This window comes from Desulfonauticus submarinus (assembly GCF_900104045.1).
GTDB classification, from domain to species: domain Bacteria; phylum Desulfobacterota; class Desulfovibrionia; order Desulfovibrionales; family Desulfonatronovibrionaceae; genus Desulfonauticus; species Desulfonauticus submarinus.
This window is the reverse complement of the sequence record NZ_FNIN01000016.1, coordinates 1-17,125: the sequence shown is the minus strand read 5'-3', so window position 1 is coordinate 17,125 and position 17,125 is coordinate 1. Positions and strand designations below refer to the sequence as shown.

Here is a 17,125-nt window from a genome sequence, read left to right as displayed (position 1 = left end):
TTAGAGCAGCTAGAAATTATTATTTATGGACTTAGAAGAGATTATTTCAGAAATAAAAGATAGGTTAAATATTGTGGATATAGTAAGTCGCTATGTGGAATTAAGGCAAGTAGGGAGTCGTTTTGTTGCACCTTGTCCATTTCACCAAGAAACAAAGCCTTCTTTTAACGTAAATCCAGAAAAGGGTTTTTTTTATTGTTTTGGGTGTCAGGCAGCAGGAGATGTAATTCATTTTTATCAAAGAATAAATGGCTTAGAATTTAAAGAAGCTTTAGAAGATTTAGCAAAAGAGGCGGGAATTTCTTTAGATAAAAAAGAATTTGGAAAACCAAGTGTTAAAAAGATTTTTCTTTATTTACATAAGTTAGCAGTAGATTTTTTTAAAAAAAATTTATCCTCTGATTCAGGTAAGAAGGCGAGAGATTATTTAAAGAGACGTAATATTTCTGCTTTGATTAGTTCTAATTTTGAGTTGGGATACAGCTTAAATTCATGGCATTCTTTAGAAGAATTTTTTAGAAAGAAGGGGATTACAATAGAGGATGCAATAAAATGTGGACTCATTATTAGAAATGAAAAAGGACATTGTTATGATCGGTTTAGAGATAGATTGATGTTTCCCATTTTAGACTATCAAGGCAGAGTAGTTGCATTTGGCGCAAGAGCCTTAGGAGATGAAGAACCAAAATATTTAAATAGTAGTGAAAGTCTTATTTATAAAAAAAGTGAACATCTCTATGGTTTGTATCAAGCTAAGCAACATATAGTAAAGGAAAAAAGTGTTTTGCTAACAGAAGGTTATATAGATGTTCTTTCTTTAGTAGAGGCAGGTTTTAAAAATTCATGTGCTATTTTGGGTACTAGTTTAACCAAAGAACAAATTTTTAGACTTTCACAATTAACTTCAAAAATAATTTTGTTGTTAGATGGGGATGCAGCTGGACAAAAAGCTGCATTAAGAAGTGCTGAAATGATTTTAAGTCAGGGATTAGATTGCCAGGTGGCAATACTACCTAATGGAGAGGATGCAGATAGTTTTTTAAAGAAGTTTGGCTCAAAAGATTTAACTTATATTCTAAAAAATGCTGAAGAAGGTCTTGCTTATTGTTTAAAGATGGTTAGAAAAAATAAATCGCCTAAGGAACAAATTTTGTGGGTAGAAAATTTTTTAGATAAAATATCTGATTTTAAGTTAAAGTCTTTTTATCTTCCAAAGATAGCTTATGGCCTTGGTTTAAGTGAAAGCGAGTTGCGCCAGGGATTAAAGAATGTTTCCCAAACACAGACTATAAGGGATAGTGTATTTAGTAATTGGGATAAAGATGTTTTATGTATAGCAATTTTTTCTCCTCAAGATGCTAAAATTCTTGATCAAGAAGGTATTAAACATTTTTTACATACAAGACAGGCTCAAGAATTGTGGGACAAATTAATAAGGGAAGAGGATGTAAATTTTTTTACAGAAGAAGAAAGATCGTTTTTTATCCAAGTAAAACTTTATAAGGAAAAACAGTTTCAAATAAATAGAGAAAGTATTTTACAGGAAGTAAAACAGAGGTTAGAAACCAAAAAAAAATGCCTAAATAGGCAAAATTTACTTCTAGCTTTAAAAAAAGCTCAGAATAGAGGTGATCAGCAAGAGGTAAAAAGGATTTTATCTTTGTTGCAGAAAAAATTTAATTAATTTTGGATTTATGTAAGTAAAATTTTCGTTTTATAATTAGTAAGCTAGAGTTTAAAGAATTTCATTAATATAAAGAGGCTAAATATTTACTTTAGTAAGGGGGGAATATGAAATCCTTAAAAGATGTCCAACAAATTAAAGCCTTAATTGCAGAAGGCAAAAAGAAGGGCTTTTTGACTTTTGAAGAATTAAATAAGGCTTTACCTAACGATGTAAATAGTCCCGAGCAGATAGAAGAAATTATCGCAATCTTTGATCAATTGGATATTACTATTGTAGATGAAAAGGCCGGTAGACCTATATGTGTAGTACCAGAGGATACGAGCGATTTTGTAGAAACTCCTGCGGAAGAAGATGAGACAGAATTTGCAGGTGGTAAAGATCCTGTGAGAATGTATTTAAAAGAAATGGGAGCAGTGGGGTTATTAGATCGGGATGGAGAAGTAGCCATTGCTAAGAATATAGAAGCGGGAGAATTAGAGGTATTATATGCTTTAGTAGAAATTCCTGTAGTAATAGAAGAATTGATTAAAGTAGGTGAAGATTTGAAAAAGGAGCGTATAAAATTAAAAGATGTTGTAAAAACTATAGAAGAAGATGATCCTGCTGAAGAAGAAATGAATCAAAGGCAGAGGGTTATTAAATATTTAGATGAAATCAAAGGTATTTATAAGAAAAAGAAAAGTGTTTATGAGCGGTTAAATGACTGTGCTACATTAGAAAAAAGAGTATATGCAGTTCAAAAAAGAATTTTGGATTATAAGCAAGATGTGGTGGAAAGGCTGGTGGCAATTAAGTTAGAAAAGACTCTTATAGATAGACTTATCGAGTTGGTAAGGGATTATGTACGGCAGATGCATAATTGTATGAGAGATATTAGTGCTTATATTATTTCCCTTGGAAAAACCCAGGAAGAAGTTTTTGAGTTATTTAGTCAAGTAGATAATAGGGAAATAAATCCTGTAGTTGCTGCTGATGAGTTGGGTATGACTGTGGAAGAGCTCTTTTCTTTTAAAGAAATGATTTATGCGAAAAAGGAAATTTTAGAACGCTTAGAAGAAAAATGTAAACATGATGTTTATGAACTAGAAGAAGTTCTTTGGCGAATAGAAAAAGGATATCGTGATGCTTTAAGAGCTAAACAAGAACTTATAAGGGCTAACTTAAGATTAGTTGTTAGTATTGCTAAAAAATATACCAACAGAGGCCTTCAGTTTTTAGATTTGATTCAAGAAGGAAATATTGGCTTAATGAAAGCTGTAGATAAATTTGAGTATCAACGTGGTTATAAGTTTTCTACTTATGCTACATGGTGGATCAGGCAAGCAATTACAAGGGCAATTGCAGATCAGGCAAGAACTATTAGAATCCCTGTGCACATGATTGAAACAATTAATAAGCTTGTTCGGACCTCTAGATATTTAGTGCAGGAGTTAGGTAGAGAACCTACTCCTGAGGAAATAGCTGAACGTATGGATTATCCTGTTGATAAAGTTAAAAAGGTCTTACGAATTGCCAAAGAACCTATTTCTTTGGAAACTCCTATTGGAGATGAGGAAGATAGTAGTCTTGGCGATTTTATAGAAGACAAAAAAGCAGTAGCCCCTGCAGAAGAAGTAGTACATACAAAACTTTCTGAACTTATAGATAAGCTTTTATCAGAATTAACTCCTAGAGAAGAACAAGTCTTAAGAAAACGTTTTGGAATAGGAGAAAAATCAGATCACACTTTAGAAGAGGTTGGTAAATTGTTTAATGTAACTAGGGAAAGGATTCGACAAATTGAAGCCAAGGCTCTTAGAAAGCTTAGACATCCTATGCGTAGCTCCTGTTTAAAGTCTTATTATGAAAGTTAGTTGTTTGGTTGCAAACTTTAGAATATTGTTATTGTTAAGGCGACTATTTGTTGCGTGTATATTTTTTTATTTCTTATTTTCTGGTTTTTTTGTAGAAGCAAAATGCGTTTTTGTTTTTCCAAGAGGCGTTGCTGATGGAGATACTGTATTTTTAAGTAATGGCCTTCATTTGCGTTTGGCTTTAGTAGATGCTCCTGAGATTAATTATGAAGGTGGTCTTAGCCAGTATTATGCTAAGAAGTCTAAAAATTTTTTGTGGCATTTGATTAAACATAGACAATTATGTCTTAGGAATTTGACAAAGGATAGATTTGGCAGATTACTTGCCCAGGCTTACCTAGAAGATGGGAAGTGGATAAATTTTTTATTGATTAGAAAAGGATATGCATTTTATTTTCCTCATAAAGGAGAATTTAATAAAATTCTTTTAAGAGCTCAACGTTTGGCTATGCAAGAGGAAGTTGGTTTTTGGAAAAGGATCTTATCTTTACCTGCGGCAGCACAAGTTTTTTTAGGTAATAAAAAAAGCAGAAGATTTCATACATTAGAATGTAAGTTTGGAAGAAAGATATCCTCTAGACATAGAAGAATATTTTCTTCTCTTTATGAGGCTTTTTATTTTGGATATGCGCCTGCAAGGTGTTGTACAATTTGGCCATTAGAATAATAAATAAAGGAGATAATATGACCCAAGAAGAGTGGATTGTAATTGGACAGTTTGGAACTCAAGAACAAATAGATCAAGAGGTATCTAGAATAAGTGAAGTCGCGTTGGATGTTGGTTTAAATCCTGAAATGGTAATAGGAACCCAAAAGGTAGAGCAAGGATTTGAATTAATTATCCATCCTGAATTTTTTAACTACTTTCAAAGAACTTAAAAATGTCTAAATGGGATTTTTGGCCTTTTGGCCCTGGTTATGAAGGTGGCTTTTGGTATTCTGTAAGTAAGTTTGCGTTAGTAGGTGTTTTTTTATTAATTATAGTTGGCTATTTAAGATTTTTGTTTGGCCCAAAAGGTATTTTTAGAGAAGATCCTAAACGCTATACTCAAAAAAAGAAAAAAAATGAGCATAAGTTTAGACATTGAGCCATATTTTAGCTGGTTTAAGGAGTATGTAAAAAATTTTTACTTTGATAATCCAAAAGATCAGGAAAATATAAGATTAAAAGAAGATCATTCAGTAAGAGTTTTTAAGCACGCCAAATCTATATCTTTAAATGAAGGATTTGGAAAAGAAATTAAATTTTGTATAGAATTAGCTTCATTATTTCATGATATTGGACGATTTGAACAATATAAGCAATATAAGACTTTTCAAGATAAATTGTCAGTTAATCATGCTCTTTTGGGGTTTAAAGTCCTTAGCCAGCAGGATTTTTGGCGTAAACTGCCAATTAAGATACGTAGGTATGTTGGCATATCTATTCTTTTACATAATCGCTTAAATATACCTTCAACATTTAATAAGTCTTTAGGTTTAGTTGTTAAAGCTGTACGAGATGCTGATAAGCTAGATATTTTCAAGGTTATTTTAAAATATTTTGAAAATGGAAGTAACAATAAGGTGGTTATGTTAAATTTGTCAGACGCTCCTTTGGTTACTAAAACAGTATTAGATGATCTAAAACAAAAAAGATTAGTTGATTACAATAAAATGCAATATATTAATGACTTTAAACTATTGCTTGCTTCTTGGATATATGATTTTAATTTTAAATATTCTTATCAAGTGATTTTAGAAAATGATTATTTAGGCAAAATTTTTTCTTTACTTCCCAATAATACGGAGCTTAAAATAATATATCGTGAATTAAATGATTATTTAAAAAGTAACGTTGAGTAGGAGTATGTTATGTGTAGGGATATACTTGTTAGATTAAAATTATTTGTTTTTATTATAATTAGTTTCCAGTTGTATGGCTGTTTTTTTTTGGTAGTAGGAGGAGCAGGAGGTGCTGCTGGAGCAATATATTATAAAGGAAGAATAATAAAAACTATAAATGTCTACCATTCTACCTTACACAGGGCCACAATTAAAGCTTTAAAAGGAATGGGTCTACCTATTGAAAAAGAAAAGGTTAGATATAATGGCAGTAGTATAGAATCAAAGTTTTTAGATGAGACAAAAATTTGGATAGAAATAGAAGCTGTGAGTAAACATACATCTAAAATTTATATTAGAGTTGGTCTTTTAGGTGATGAAGAACGTTCTAGAATGCTTTTAAAGAAGATCTGGGCACAACTCTAATTTAGCTTTGGTTAGTGCTAGTTCGTCTAAAATAGAGATTAGTTGTCCATAAATACCTCCGTATCCTGGGAATTGGCCAAAAAGATGTTGTTTGAGGGCTTGTTGCGTAGTACAACTACTTTGTATTGGTGATGAGGGTTGCTTTTTAGTTAAAATATAACGCTCGGTTAAGATGAATTGTGTGCTTAGTTGAATAAATTTTGGCCACAACTTCTTAAATTTTGGTTCATAGGTTTTCCATTGTATATTTATTTCAGGAAGAGAGTTGTTTTGTAGATAATGAAGATAGGCTAAAATAAAGTTAAAAAACGATCCAGGAATTCCTCTTCTCCATGCTAAAAGCCAAGGACGCCGCCATAAAACTAAAAAATGTTCACAACAAAATTTTATAAAATTTAACATTTCAGAGTGTAAATCAGAGAAATGATTTTTTAGAGGCGAAGTTTGTTTTAGGTTAATTTGATTTGCTTGAAATTCATTTGGAATAGATAGATCTAAAAATTGGGCAAAGAGTTTATTCGCTTGAGGTGAAGCTGGAGTTTCAAGATGTGGATAACTTAGAATATATTTACCGTTCCCAAATTTGCCTTGAATAATACAAGGTTCATTTTTTAGTTTTAAGGGATTTAAATTGATTTGATAAAGTTGCTCCCAATCTTGAAGATTAGAAGTAATTTTATTTAATTTAAGATCTGAGATCCAAAAATCTTCCCCTGGTTTATCGTATTTTGCAAGTACCTTTATTTTAGAATAGATGTGGTTATATTCAAATTGAGATGGCCACCAAACAGGTAATAATAATTTTTCACTTTTAGTTTTACACCATATATCTCCACTAAAGTTTGGCAGTCTTTGGGAAAATTTTTTCCTAATAAGGGGGCAAAGATTTAGACTTTTTTCTTTTTTTCCTTTTAAAGCCAGCCCTGCTCCGCCACAAAATCCAATATAAACCCCTCCTTTTTTAACATAGTCTCTTATATTTTGAATTCCTGTTACAGTGAGTTTTTTAGCTTTTAAACTTGCCCATCCTCCTGGGACTATGAGATATTTAGGCTTGTATTTATTTAGCCAGTTGTTTTGAATGTCTTTAGCAGATATTATTGCTACAGGAAAAGATAGAGTTTTAAAAAAGTTTAAGACTAACAATACCCAGAGATGAGACTCATCCCATAAAATAGAAACGTAAAATGTTTTCATAATATTTTAAGAGAGAGGAAATAATTTTCCTCTCTCTTAGTTGATTTTACCTAAAAGTAAAGTTTAATTTAAGTTAAAACCATTTTTTGTAATTTAATTTTTTTCAATTTTATGAAATGTTTTTAAATGTTTTGTTTGGTTAGGAGTTTGGTATTCGGATTTGAAATATAAGCAATTGGTTGGGCAATTATCTACACATATTCCACAATATACACATTCAAAAGGATTTACCTCCCAAAGACCTGTTTTTTTATCTACTTTTATACAATTTACTGGACATTTTTTCGCGCATATACCGCAAAGCTTACACTCTTCTATGTTAATTTTTAACTCGCCTCTAACATTTTTAAATGGCTCTCTTGTTTCAAAGGGATAAAGTCTAGTAGAACTTTTAGAAAGTAAATTTTTTAAAATTGTTGGAGTGAAGTTTAACATATTAACCCCTTTTTTGTTTTAAAATTAAAATATGTATTTTAAAGTTCATCATGGTTTATCTTTCTGTACAACTTATGCAAGGGTCTATAGATAAAACAACTACAGGAACATTAGCTAATTCTGTACCTGGGAGCATTGCCAATAAGGCTGGGATGTTAGCAAAGGTTGGTGTTCTAATTCTTAGACGATCTAAAAATTTTTTCCCAGAAGCTTTAATATAATACATAAGTTCACCTCTAGGCTGTTCACTGCGAGTTATTATTTCTCCTTCTGGATAACCTTTTACTTTTACTTTAATTTCTCCTTCAGGTAATTTGGATATGGCTTCCCTAATTAAAGCAATAGACTGCAACACTTCTCTAAATCTTACCTTACATCTTGCATAACAATCTCCATCTTGCTCTACTATAGGCTCAAATTCTAGTTCTTTATATGCCTGATAACCTGTTTGTCTTACATCTTGGGCCACTCCACTTCCACGTAAAGTTGGACCACATGCACCAAGTTCGTAGGCTTTTTCAGCAGACAATACACCTAAACCTTTTGTTCTTTTTTCCACAGAATAGTCTTGAAAAAATACCTTTTCTAACTCTTGAAATTCTGTTTCTACATCTTTAAGTTCTTTTAAAATCCAATTACATTGCTCAGAAGATAAATCTCGTCTAACTCCTCCAATCACATTAACAGAAATTATAACTCTATTGCCTGCAGTTGCTTCCATTATATCCATAATTTTTTCTCTAATACGCCATGTTTGCATAAAAAGGCTTTCAAATCCAAAGGCATCAGCAAAAAGACCTAACCAGAGCATATGGCTGTGCATACGGTGTAGCTCAGACCAGATAACTCTTAAAAAGTCTGCCCTAGGAGGAATTTCTATATTCATGAGTGCTTCTATGCCTTGGGCATAAGTTGCAGCATGAATGCAACTACAAATGCCACAAATTCTTTCTACTACTTGTACCAATTGATGGAAATCTTTTATGTCTGCTAATTTTTCTAATCCTCTATGAATATAACCTAATTGAGGAGTAGCCTCTGTAACCACTTCATCTTTAGTAGTAAGAGTTAGATGAATGGGTTCTGGTAATACAGGATGTTGCGGACCAAAGGGTATAACTGTAGGAGCCATTAGTTTGTACCTCCATTATCTTCTTGTTTTATTGTCATTGAGCAATAAGGAGCTCTAAGATCTGTTTTTTGGTCTAAATAGAGATGTCCTTCAAAACTTAGAACTAAATCTTTGAATTTTACCCCAAAGTGATCTTGAATTTCATTTTCAATTAAAAAAGCGCAAAAATAAATTTTTGATATACTTTGAATAGGCTCTTCTTTAGGAAATAGAATTCTAAAGTTAATAGTCTGAAAGTTTTTATCAAAATGATAGATAATTTCTAGATGATTATCGCTTTCTACTGCACTAAAAGTGACTAATCTATAACCTTGATCTTTTAGATTTTTTACTTCTTCTAAGAGGTTTTCTAGGGCAAGGTTTTTTATGTTTTTATCCAACATCTTCTTTCTCCACCTTTTGGTTTTGTTTTGCTGTTTTTTGAGCTAAAATTTCTAAAGCCTGAACAACGCCATCAATAATAGCCTCTGGTTTTGGCGGACAACCTGGGACATACACATCAACAGGAATAACTTTATCTATTCCGCCTATAATATTGTACGCATCTTTGAATATACCTCCAGTATTCCCACAACTTCCCACAGAAACAACAACTTTTGGGTCTGGCATTTGATTGTAAAGATTTTTTAATACATGTTTATTTCTATTATTGACACCACCTGTAACTAATAGAATATCAGCATGTTTTGGGTTTCCTGTATTTATAATGCCAAAACGCTCTACATCATATATAGGAGTTAGGCAGGCTAGTATTTCTATATCACAGCCATTACAACTGCTACAGTCATAATGTAAGAGCCAGGGAGATTTTATTTTTGATTTTTGTAATATTTTGTTTAATATACTCATTGTTTTTTCACCTCTATCTCTAGTTTACAAATTTATTAGCATATAAAAATGCAATATTAAAAAGCGCTAAAGATATGCCCACTCCCCAGACATATCCTAACATCCATCTCCAAGTTGCTCTGCTAACTAAGTTATCAACAAAGACTTCAGCAAAATAAGTTATGGCTAATAAAATTATAAGGCCAAAGATATTTGTTGACCAAAATAAAGCACAAATTCCTAAAACTAAAATAATTTCATACCAATGTCCTAATTCTATTAAAGCCAAATGAGGGCCAGAATATTCTGTAAGGATGCCTTTAACAATTTCTTGATGACCGTGATGAGAAGTAGAAATATCAAAGGGGGATTTTCTAAGCTTTATGGTAAGGGCAAAGCCCAAGACTAAATAGATAAGTGGTAAGCTTAAAAAAATGGGTTTAGGATAGTTTAAGATAGCGTCTATTTTAAAACTTCCAGTCACAAAATAAATGCTTACAAATACTACAATTAATAGAGGTTCATAGGTAAGCATTTGAATAAGTTCCCTTTGTGCTCCAATTTGGCTATAGGGAGAAGGGGTTGCAGATGCGCCAATGGTTAAAAATACAGAACCAATAGTTAAAACAAAAAAGATCATAAGTAAGTCAGATTTTAAGGCAAATAAGAAAAGGGCGCTGATAGCAGAAATAAGGTACATCCAGGCACAAAATACTTGAACACTATTTACAGCCATTTTTTGTTTGGCAAATAGTTTTAAAAGATCATAAAAAGGTTGAAGAATAGGAGGACCATAGCGTCCTTGAAGCTTAGCTGTTAATTTACGATCTATGCCCGCAATAATTCCTCCTAATAAAGGAGCAATGATAATGGCAAGAATAGCTATAATGATATTTTGTATTGTAAACATTTTTCACTCCTCTTTTTTAAAAAACACCTGCAATGCTTACTATAATTGTTCCAATTGCAATGATGTTAATACCAAGCATTAATTTTTCTTCTCCTAAATATTCTAATAGATAAAAATTACCAGCAGTAAATTTAACAAATTGATTTAATGGTCCTAAATGTCCATAATTATCGTTTTGAATTTCCTCTATTCCAGACATATAAGGATTTACATAGGTACGTTTACTGTATTTTTTAATAACATGAATTGTCCAAATTGTGGCTATGATAAAAAATAAGAATAAAGGATAAATAGAAAATGCTCCTACTTCACTATTAAATCCTCCTTGAAGAAGGGAATATGATATCGTTTTATAATATAGTTTTAATGTTGGAACAATTATATTAGAGTAAATTGGTAAAACCAAAATACTTAATAGTGCAATAAGTAAGGCTAAAGGGAAAAAACTTAACCTTATAAAAAGAGGAAGTATTTCTTGAGAAGGTTTTTTGTTTTTAGTGTGGCATAAAATAAGGCCTGCCCAACGAGCCCAAAACACCACTGTAAAAGCACTTCCTAGGGCCAACATAATTACTACCATTGGATTTTTAGAAGAAGCTTCTATTATCATCCACTTACTTAAAAGAGCTCCAAAAGGAGGGAGAAACATGGTAAGCATGCCAAATGCCATAATTAAAGTTGTTTTAGGCATTTTCAAGTAAAGTCCACGCATATCTTCGATTATTCTGCTTCCTATGTTTTGTTCTATATAACCCATACCCATGAATAAAAGTCCTTTAGAAACAGCATGAAAGAGAATAAGTAGGATCCCAGCTCCAATAGCTGCAGGAGATCCTATTCCTGCACAAGCTACAATCATTCCCAAATTTCCAATAGTGGAGTAGGCAAGAATTTTTTTCCCATTCTTTTGGCTAAGAGCTAAAATGGAAGTTGCAATAAAGGTAAATGCACCTAAGAAAGCAAGATAAGAAGAAAAGAGTGTTTTTTGATAAATAGGAGCTAGACGTAAGATAAGGTATACTCCAGCATTGACCATAGTCGAAGAGTGTAAAAGAGCAGATACTGGTGTAGGAGCTACCATTGCACCTGTGAGCCAACTTTGAAATGGAACTTGAGCAGATTTAGTAAATCCAGCTATGCAAAGTAAAGCCATTACTAACAACATACTGCTGCCAATTTTGCTGTTAAGAAGTAAAGTTATCTCTAGTGGAAGGTGATTTAGAGCTAAGATAAAGAGTCCCAAAATAAAGGTAACTCCCCCTAAAAGATTCATCCATAATGCTTTTTGGGCATTGGCTTTTGCCTCATCTGTATCATCATGACCTATTAGCATGAAGGAGCAAAGAGTAGTAACTTCCCAAAAAAAATACATCCAAAGTAAATTATTGCTTAGAATTAAGCCATTCATTGCTCCTAAAAAAATTAGCATAAAAAAGAAGAATTTATTTTGTTTTGAAGTAGTTAGATGTAAATGTTCTTCATGTCTTTTCATATACTGTAAGGCATAAATAGTGATAATAGACCCAACAATTGAAACTATTAAAATCATCATAAGAGAAAACTTATCTGCTACTAAAGGATATATATCAGATTTATTATGTATAATTTCAACAAGAAATAAAATTATTATTTGTATAGATGACATTATAGTGATTGTTCTGTTTTTTAATTTTGTACCAATAAACACAATATAAAATAATAGTAAAAAATCCAACCCACATATAAGATAATCATAAAAATTATTAATTTTTGTAAATGTATTAGTTATGGGAAACGGTCCTTTTATGTAGAGTAGTATAGATAGTGTTGATAGAAAAATAGAATTTAGTATAACTACTACTTTACGTGGAAATGAAGAGTTTAAGAACAAACTTAAAAGGCCTGTTCCTATTGGGATAAGAATACATAAAAGTGCAATACTTGGCCAATTCACGTCCTCCTCCTTTTTTTTATTTTTGCTTTGGGCTTTTGGCTGGGATTATTTTTTTCTGAAAGGTTTTGCAGTTATATTATATCTTTTCATAATTTGCTGAAGGGCTTGTCTTTCGAGACCACAATTTCTTGCTGCTTGAGTAACGTTTCCTCCTGTTTCTTTAAGTAATTTTCCTAAGTATAATTTATGAAATTTTTTTAAAATATATTCTTTAGCTTTTTTATAAGGTAAATTGGGAATTAAATTTAGTTCTGGTGATATATTTGGGTTTTTATATGGTTTTAAGCCGATGTGTTCAGGACGTATTTCCTCTTCAGGGGCAAATAATATTCCTCTTATAACAATATTTTCTAGTTCTCTAACATTTCCTTCCCAGTCGTTTTCGAGAAAAATTTCCATAAGTTCAGGGGAAAGGCGTTTATTAGGTCTATTTAGTTCTTGTCCGTGTTTTTTTAAAAAATGGTTTACTAAAAGAGGAATATCTTCTTTTCGTTCCCTTAAAGGGGGCAATTCTATAGGAATAACGTTTAGTCTGTAATAAAGGTCTTCTCTAAATTTGCCTTGTTTTATAGCTTCTTGTAAATTCCTGTTAGTAGAAGCAATAACCCTTACATCCACACTAATAGTTTTAGTATCTCCTAATGGTTTAATGGTTTTTTCTTGGAGAACTCTAAGTAATTTAGTTTGGATATTAGCGCTTATATCTCCTATTTCATCTAAAAAGATAGTGCCCTTGTGAGCTTCTTGAAAAAGACCAATTTTATTTTGGGTAGCGTGAGTAAAAGCTCCTTTTTTATATCCAAACAGCTCACTTTCCAAGATGTGTTCAGGAACAGTTGGACAATTTACTGCTACAAAAGGAAAATCTTTTCTTTTGCTTAGGGAGTGTATTGCCCGTGCAACTAAGTCTTTTCCTGTACCTGATTCCCCAGTAATCAATACAGTTATATCTGTTGTGGCAACTGTTTGAATAAGCTCATAGATTCTTTTCATTTTGGGGCTGGTACCAACAATATCTTGAAAAGAGGTGCATGTCCGAATATCTTTTTGCAGACGTAAATTTTCTCTAAGCAATCTGCTTCTTTCTAAGGCTTTTTGCAAAGTGAAGGAAATAGTTTCTGTATCAAAAGGTTTGGTAATGAAATCGTATGCACCACTTTTTATTGCTTCTACAGCCAGCTCAATGCAACCATGGGCAGTCATCATTACTATGGTCATCCATGGGTGATCTTCTAGAATAAATTGTAAGAGTTCTAAACCACTCATCCCAGGCATTTTCATATCTATGAGGACAACATCCATGCTTTTTTGAGATAAAATATTTAAGGCTTCTTCTCCTGATAGAGCAGTTTCAATAATACATTGCAAATCTTCTTCTAAGCTTCTTTTTAACAATCTTAGAAGGTCTGGTTCGTCATCTACAATTAAAATACGTTCTCTTACCATAATTACTCTCTTATTGGTAAGGTTATTAAGAAAGTGGTTCCCTGGCCTACCTTGCTAAATACTTTTATATCTCCATCATGTTCTTTAATTATTCCATAGCTTACAGAAAGGCCTAAACCCGTTCCTTTTCCTGTTTCTTTAGTGGTAAAAAAAGGATCAAATATTTTTGAAATGTGATGAGGTTCTATCCCACATCCTGTATCTTGAATTTTTATCTCCACAGTATGCTTCTTTTCAAGGTAATTTGTTGATATTGTAATTTTGCCATCTTCTCCAATAGCATCTTTAGCGTTCATAAATATATTCATAAACACTTGTTTTATTTTATCTCCATCTAGAACCATAGAAGGGACATTTGGATCATAGTTAGTTTCTATTTTAATTCTATCAAATTCAAATTGTTGTGAAGCAACTTTTATAACTTCTTTTATAAGCTCGTTTAAATTAATAAATTGTTTTTGAGTTTTTGATCTTCTAGAAAATTTTAAGAGGTCGTTAACTATATTTCTGCAAGCACATACATGTTTTTCAATTATACGTAAGTCTTCATATTTTTGAGTTCCTTTTTGCTCATGTTTTAATAAAAGTTGGGTGTAACCTAGAATAATATTTAGAGGATTATTGATTTCATGAGCTACTCCAGCAGCTAACTTCCCGATAGATGCTAATTTATCTGCTTGTAATAGCTGTTGTTCCATTGTTTTTCTTCTAGTAATATCTTTTACTAAAAAGTGAAAAATTTCTTTTAAATTAGAGTTTTTTTCTTTTTCTTCAAAGTATTCTACTGTACCGTTTAAAAGTACATAGCGAATATTTTTTTTTACCGGACTTACTAGTTCAGTTTCAATATCATTTATATAGCCCTGATTAAGAAGTTGGGTGACAATTTTGTCCCAGTCTGAATCATGAGCAAAAAAAGATTTCAAATAATGTTTTTTTTGAAGTAGGTTTTCTTTTGCTAATCCCAAGAGAGAACTGCCTGCCGTATTTAGCTCTAGAATAAGTCCTTTTTTATCAGTTACGACAATCATATCCCTAGAAGATTCAAAGATACGCCGATATTTTTTTTCAGAAGATTTTAGTTTAAGAGTTCTTTCAGCAACCAAATCTTCTAAATGTTTATTTAGATATAGAATTTGTTCATGACTTTTTTGTAGAGCTTGTTTATCTCTTATAATTGTTTGGTAAATTTTCCATATCCTTTCAAAGAATAGAGTAATAGATGCTACTAAAATAAATGTTATAGTATTAAATGCTCCACTATATGGTCGTAATTTTTTCCATATATCTGTATGTCCACTTACAATTAATAAGTCTTTTGCAATATGACCAATTCCTCTTGAAAGAGCAAAAAAAGCAAGACCACTTGTAATCCATAGAAAATATATCCATACAGCATTTTCTTTATCTTGCAGAAATAGATAAACAGCCATGTATACACATAAAAATGAGATAACTATCATTAAAGAAGAACCAACGAAATCTACGGTCCATATTGGGAGCATTGGTAAAGTCATTTTAGTTCTCTCGCCTTATCTATAAAACAACGTAAAGCAAAGTATAAAAAGAGTATACCAGGGACACAAAATATATGATCCATTTTAGCAAAATAAAAAATAAGGGTATGTAGTTCATATCCAGGTAGAGAGACCAATACTGCTTCTAAGCTTCCAGCATTTTTAATAATAAAAAAATTTTGATTCTCCAAATAATGGGCTAAAATAGCATCTATATTCCAAATAATAAAACAAAGAGCACTGTATTTAAGATATCTCCAACCTTTTTCTCGATAAAGATTTCTCTTTTTTAGCCAATAAATTAAAGTGACCATAGATAAAATAAAAAAGAAATGCGCTAACTGGTGTACATACAAACCTTCTGGGTGAGAATGAACTTGGGTGGCCAAGCAAAGCTTAGGATTGATTAGTAAAATTAAAATTGAGGTAAAAAAATATAATAATTTCAACATATTATGCACAGCTCTGCTTTTTTTAGGGTTTTGACCATAGTATCCATTTGGAGTTAAGTCAAAGAGAGTTTGGATAAAATCCAAACTCTCTTGGTGAGTGGTTAAAAACAGTTGGTTAAACTGCTTCAAATTTAAATAAAGGGCATCCTTTACATACATCAAGTCCTGGCCAAGGTTGAGATCCTTTACCTAATAAAGATGCTCCTTCTCCCATAGCAACGCGTTTTTGTTGTTGTGTTATAAATGGTTCTATGTGTTTGCCAGGGATAAAAACATTAAGGTATGCCATCTCTGTTTTTCCTGATGTTTTAGAGCCAGCACACATTGTAGTCATATTAGCTGTGTTATTGTTAAAGGCCCAAACACTACCTGAACATACTGCAGAGTTGGGGGTATGGAAAAAGGAAAGGTTAGGTTTTTTCATGCCGCCCATGTAATCATTTAAGATATGATAAGCCTGATATGGCGTACAAATCATAAATAAGAGATCTGGTTTAATCTCTGCTTTATCAAAAAAGTCAATTGGAGCCATATAAATACCTTTACAGCCTTTTTCCAAACGAGCTTTTTGTTGAACAGCTTCCCAAGCAAGGTCTTTGTCGATTAAATACTTGAGATGCCGTTTGGTATCAGCTTCTTGTTCTAAGTCTCTAAAATTAAATACTGGCCAGGCATTTTGACATAAAAGTTTCTCTGGTTTCATGTAAAATGCCATTCTGTTTTGGCGTGCAGCAGTTAAAAATTGGCAGTAGGTAATTTTAACTTTGGCTCGGTGAGTGATAGGTAAGCTGGACTCAAGAGATTCATCATACACAAAGGTGATGCCTACAGGATCAAAGTCCAAACGAAGATTCCAAATAAGTTGCTCTCGTACTTTACTGTACTCCATCTGTTCCTCCACAATATTTTTTTGTTTTTTGCTCCTAAAATAAACGGAGCTTAAGCAAGCTTGCCCTCAGCAAAAAAGGTGCCATTTTAAAAAGTTAGATAATATCCAGGTTATACATAGCTTTTTTTATTTTTTGAAAGGTGTAGTCGCAATATTTTTTTGTCTTTTTGTTATTCAATTTAGAAGTAAAAAAATAAGGAAGACCTAATTTTTTCAACTCATGCAATAAATTTATTGCACTGAAAGAAAGTTTTTGCGTTTGGGGTGAAGAGTAAAAACAAAGGATAAGAAAAATTATGCTTAATGCCTTGGATTTATTTTGTTTTTTAAAAACGATTAAATATAAAAAAGTGGTACATAGTTTGCTAAGAGGATTTGGCTTTGGGCTGGCTTGGGTATTTATGGGTATTTATAAGTAAAAAATTATAAATGAAGGAGGGTCGTAGTGAAAAAGAGATGGGTGTTTTTTAGTTTTTTGGTTTTAGGCTTATTGTTTTTAATTAGTCATCCTGCGTTAGCGGACAGGTTAGGTGAAGCGATAGCGCAGGCTCCTAAGGGAGAGGGAGCGGGGATGATTAATGAAGGGGCAGCAAAGG

Annotated in this window: 18 protein-coding genes; 7 read left to right on the top strand and 11 right to left on the bottom strand. The window is 32.1% G+C overall.

The features are described 5' to 3' along the window. The first annotated feature begins 25 nt into the window (after nucleotides 1-25). The 7 genes from dnaG (at nucleotide 26) to BLP60_RS09645 (ending at nucleotide 5,790) form a co-directional block, all read left to right on the top strand. A complete protein-coding gene (dnaG, locus tag BLP60_RS09675) occupies nucleotides 26-1,684 on the top strand; it encodes a DNA primase (protein ID WP_092066430.1) in 1,659 nt (552 codons plus the stop codon). Between the two features lie 107 nt (nucleotides 1,685-1,791). Further along, a complete protein-coding gene (gene rpoD, locus BLP60_RS09670) occupies nucleotides 1,792-3,540 on the top strand; it encodes an RNA polymerase sigma factor RpoD (protein WP_092066428.1) in 1,749 nt (582 codons plus the stop codon). Then, a complete protein-coding gene (locus BLP60_RS09665; RefSeq protein WP_092066426.1) occupies nucleotides 3,530-4,207 on the top strand; it encodes a thermonuclease family protein in 678 nt (225 codons plus the stop codon). Before rpoD ends, BLP60_RS09665 begins: the two co-directional genes overlap by 11 nt. 17 nt (nucleotides 4,208-4,224) lie before the next feature. Next, nucleotides 4,225-4,419, top strand: a complete 195-nt coding sequence (locus BLP60_RS09660; RefSeq protein ID WP_092066424.1) for a hypothetical protein — start codon at nucleotides 4,225-4,227, stop codon at nucleotides 4,417-4,419. Between the two features lie 2 nt (nucleotides 4,420-4,421). Then, nucleotides 4,422-4,628, top strand: a complete 207-nt coding sequence (locus BLP60_RS09655; RefSeq protein WP_092066422.1) for a hypothetical protein — start codon at nucleotides 4,422-4,424, stop codon at nucleotides 4,626-4,628. Then, nucleotides 4,606-5,385, top strand: coding sequence for an HD domain-containing protein (locus BLP60_RS09650; protein WP_092066420.1), 780 nt, complete (start codon nucleotides 4,606-4,608; stop codon nucleotides 5,383-5,385). The genes BLP60_RS09655 and BLP60_RS09650 overlap by 23 nt, the downstream gene beginning before the upstream one ends. Before the next feature lie 9 nt (nucleotides 5,386-5,394). Continuing rightward, nucleotides 5,395-5,790 carry a DUF3568 family protein gene (locus BLP60_RS09645; protein WP_092066418.1) on the top strand — a complete coding sequence of 132 codons (396 nt, stop codon included), beginning with the start codon at nucleotides 5,395-5,397 and terminating at the stop codon, nucleotides 5,788-5,790. Here BLP60_RS09645 and BLP60_RS09640 read toward each other — a convergent pair. The 11 genes from BLP60_RS09640 to BLP60_RS09590 form a co-directional block, all read right to left on the bottom strand. Further along, complete coding sequence (locus BLP60_RS09640) at nucleotides 5,764-6,987, bottom strand: BPL-N domain-containing protein (RefSeq protein WP_092066416.1); 1,224 nt, start codon at nucleotides 6,985-6,987, stop codon at nucleotides 5,764-5,766. The two genes, BLP60_RS09645 and BLP60_RS09640, sit on opposite strands and share 27 nt — an antisense overlap. Before the next feature lie 93 nt (nucleotides 6,988-7,080). Then, complete coding sequence (locus tag BLP60_RS09635; protein ID WP_092066414.1) at nucleotides 7,081-7,422, bottom strand: 4Fe-4S binding protein; 342 nt, start codon at nucleotides 7,420-7,422, stop codon at nucleotides 7,081-7,083. 55 nt (nucleotides 7,423-7,477) lie between these two features. Continuing rightward, nucleotides 7,478-8,554 (bottom strand): hydrogenase large subunit, encoded by a 1,077-nt coding sequence (locus tag BLP60_RS09630; protein WP_092066412.1) that lies wholly within the window; start codon nucleotides 8,552-8,554, stop codon nucleotides 7,478-7,480. Next, nucleotides 8,554-8,937, bottom strand: coding sequence for an NADH-quinone oxidoreductase subunit C (locus BLP60_RS09625; RefSeq protein WP_092066410.1), 384 nt, complete (start codon nucleotides 8,935-8,937; stop codon nucleotides 8,554-8,556). Before BLP60_RS09625 ends, BLP60_RS09630 begins: the two co-directional genes overlap by 1 nt. Continuing rightward, nucleotides 8,927-9,403 (bottom strand): NADH-quinone oxidoreductase subunit B family protein, encoded by a 477-nt coding sequence (locus BLP60_RS09620; RefSeq protein ID WP_092066408.1) that lies wholly within the window; start codon nucleotides 9,401-9,403, stop codon nucleotides 8,927-8,929. Before BLP60_RS09620 ends, BLP60_RS09625 begins: the two co-directional genes overlap by 11 nt. A gap of 19 nt (nucleotides 9,404-9,422) precedes the next feature. Further along, nucleotides 9,423-10,283 (bottom strand): respiratory chain complex I subunit 1 family protein, encoded by an 861-nt coding sequence (locus tag BLP60_RS09615; protein ID WP_092066514.1) that lies wholly within the window; start codon nucleotides 10,281-10,283, stop codon nucleotides 9,423-9,425. Nucleotides 10,284-10,308: 25 nt separating this feature from the next. Further along, the gene (locus BLP60_RS09610; protein WP_092066406.1) at nucleotides 10,309-12,225 is read right to left on the bottom strand and encodes an NADH-quinone oxidoreductase subunit 5 family protein; all 1,917 of its coding nucleotides are present in this window, start codon (nucleotides 12,223-12,225) and stop codon (nucleotides 10,309-10,311) included. A 45-nt stretch (nucleotides 12,226-12,270) separates the two neighbouring features. After that, on the bottom strand, nucleotides 12,271-13,671 hold the full coding sequence (locus BLP60_RS09605; RefSeq protein WP_092066404.1) for a sigma-54-dependent transcriptional regulator: 1,401 nt from the start codon (nucleotides 13,669-13,671) through the stop codon (nucleotides 12,271-12,273). Nucleotides 13,672-13,673: 2 nt separating this feature from the next. Then, nucleotides 13,674-15,188 carry a two-component system sensor histidine kinase NtrB gene (locus tag BLP60_RS09600; RefSeq protein ID WP_092066402.1) on the bottom strand — a complete coding sequence of 505 codons (1,515 nt, stop codon included), beginning with the start codon at nucleotides 15,186-15,188 and terminating at the stop codon, nucleotides 13,674-13,676. After that, complete coding sequence (locus tag BLP60_RS09595; protein WP_143338933.1) at nucleotides 15,185-15,769, bottom strand: hypothetical protein; 585 nt, start codon at nucleotides 15,767-15,769, stop codon at nucleotides 15,185-15,187. The genes BLP60_RS09600 and BLP60_RS09595 overlap by 4 nt, the downstream gene beginning before the upstream one ends. Continuing rightward, entirely contained in the window at nucleotides 15,756-16,529 is a 774-nt protein-coding gene (locus BLP60_RS09590; protein ID WP_092066397.1) for a DUF169 domain-containing protein, read from the bottom strand. Before BLP60_RS09590 ends, BLP60_RS09595 begins: the two co-directional genes overlap by 14 nt. Nucleotides 16,530-17,125 lie beyond the last annotated feature (596 nt).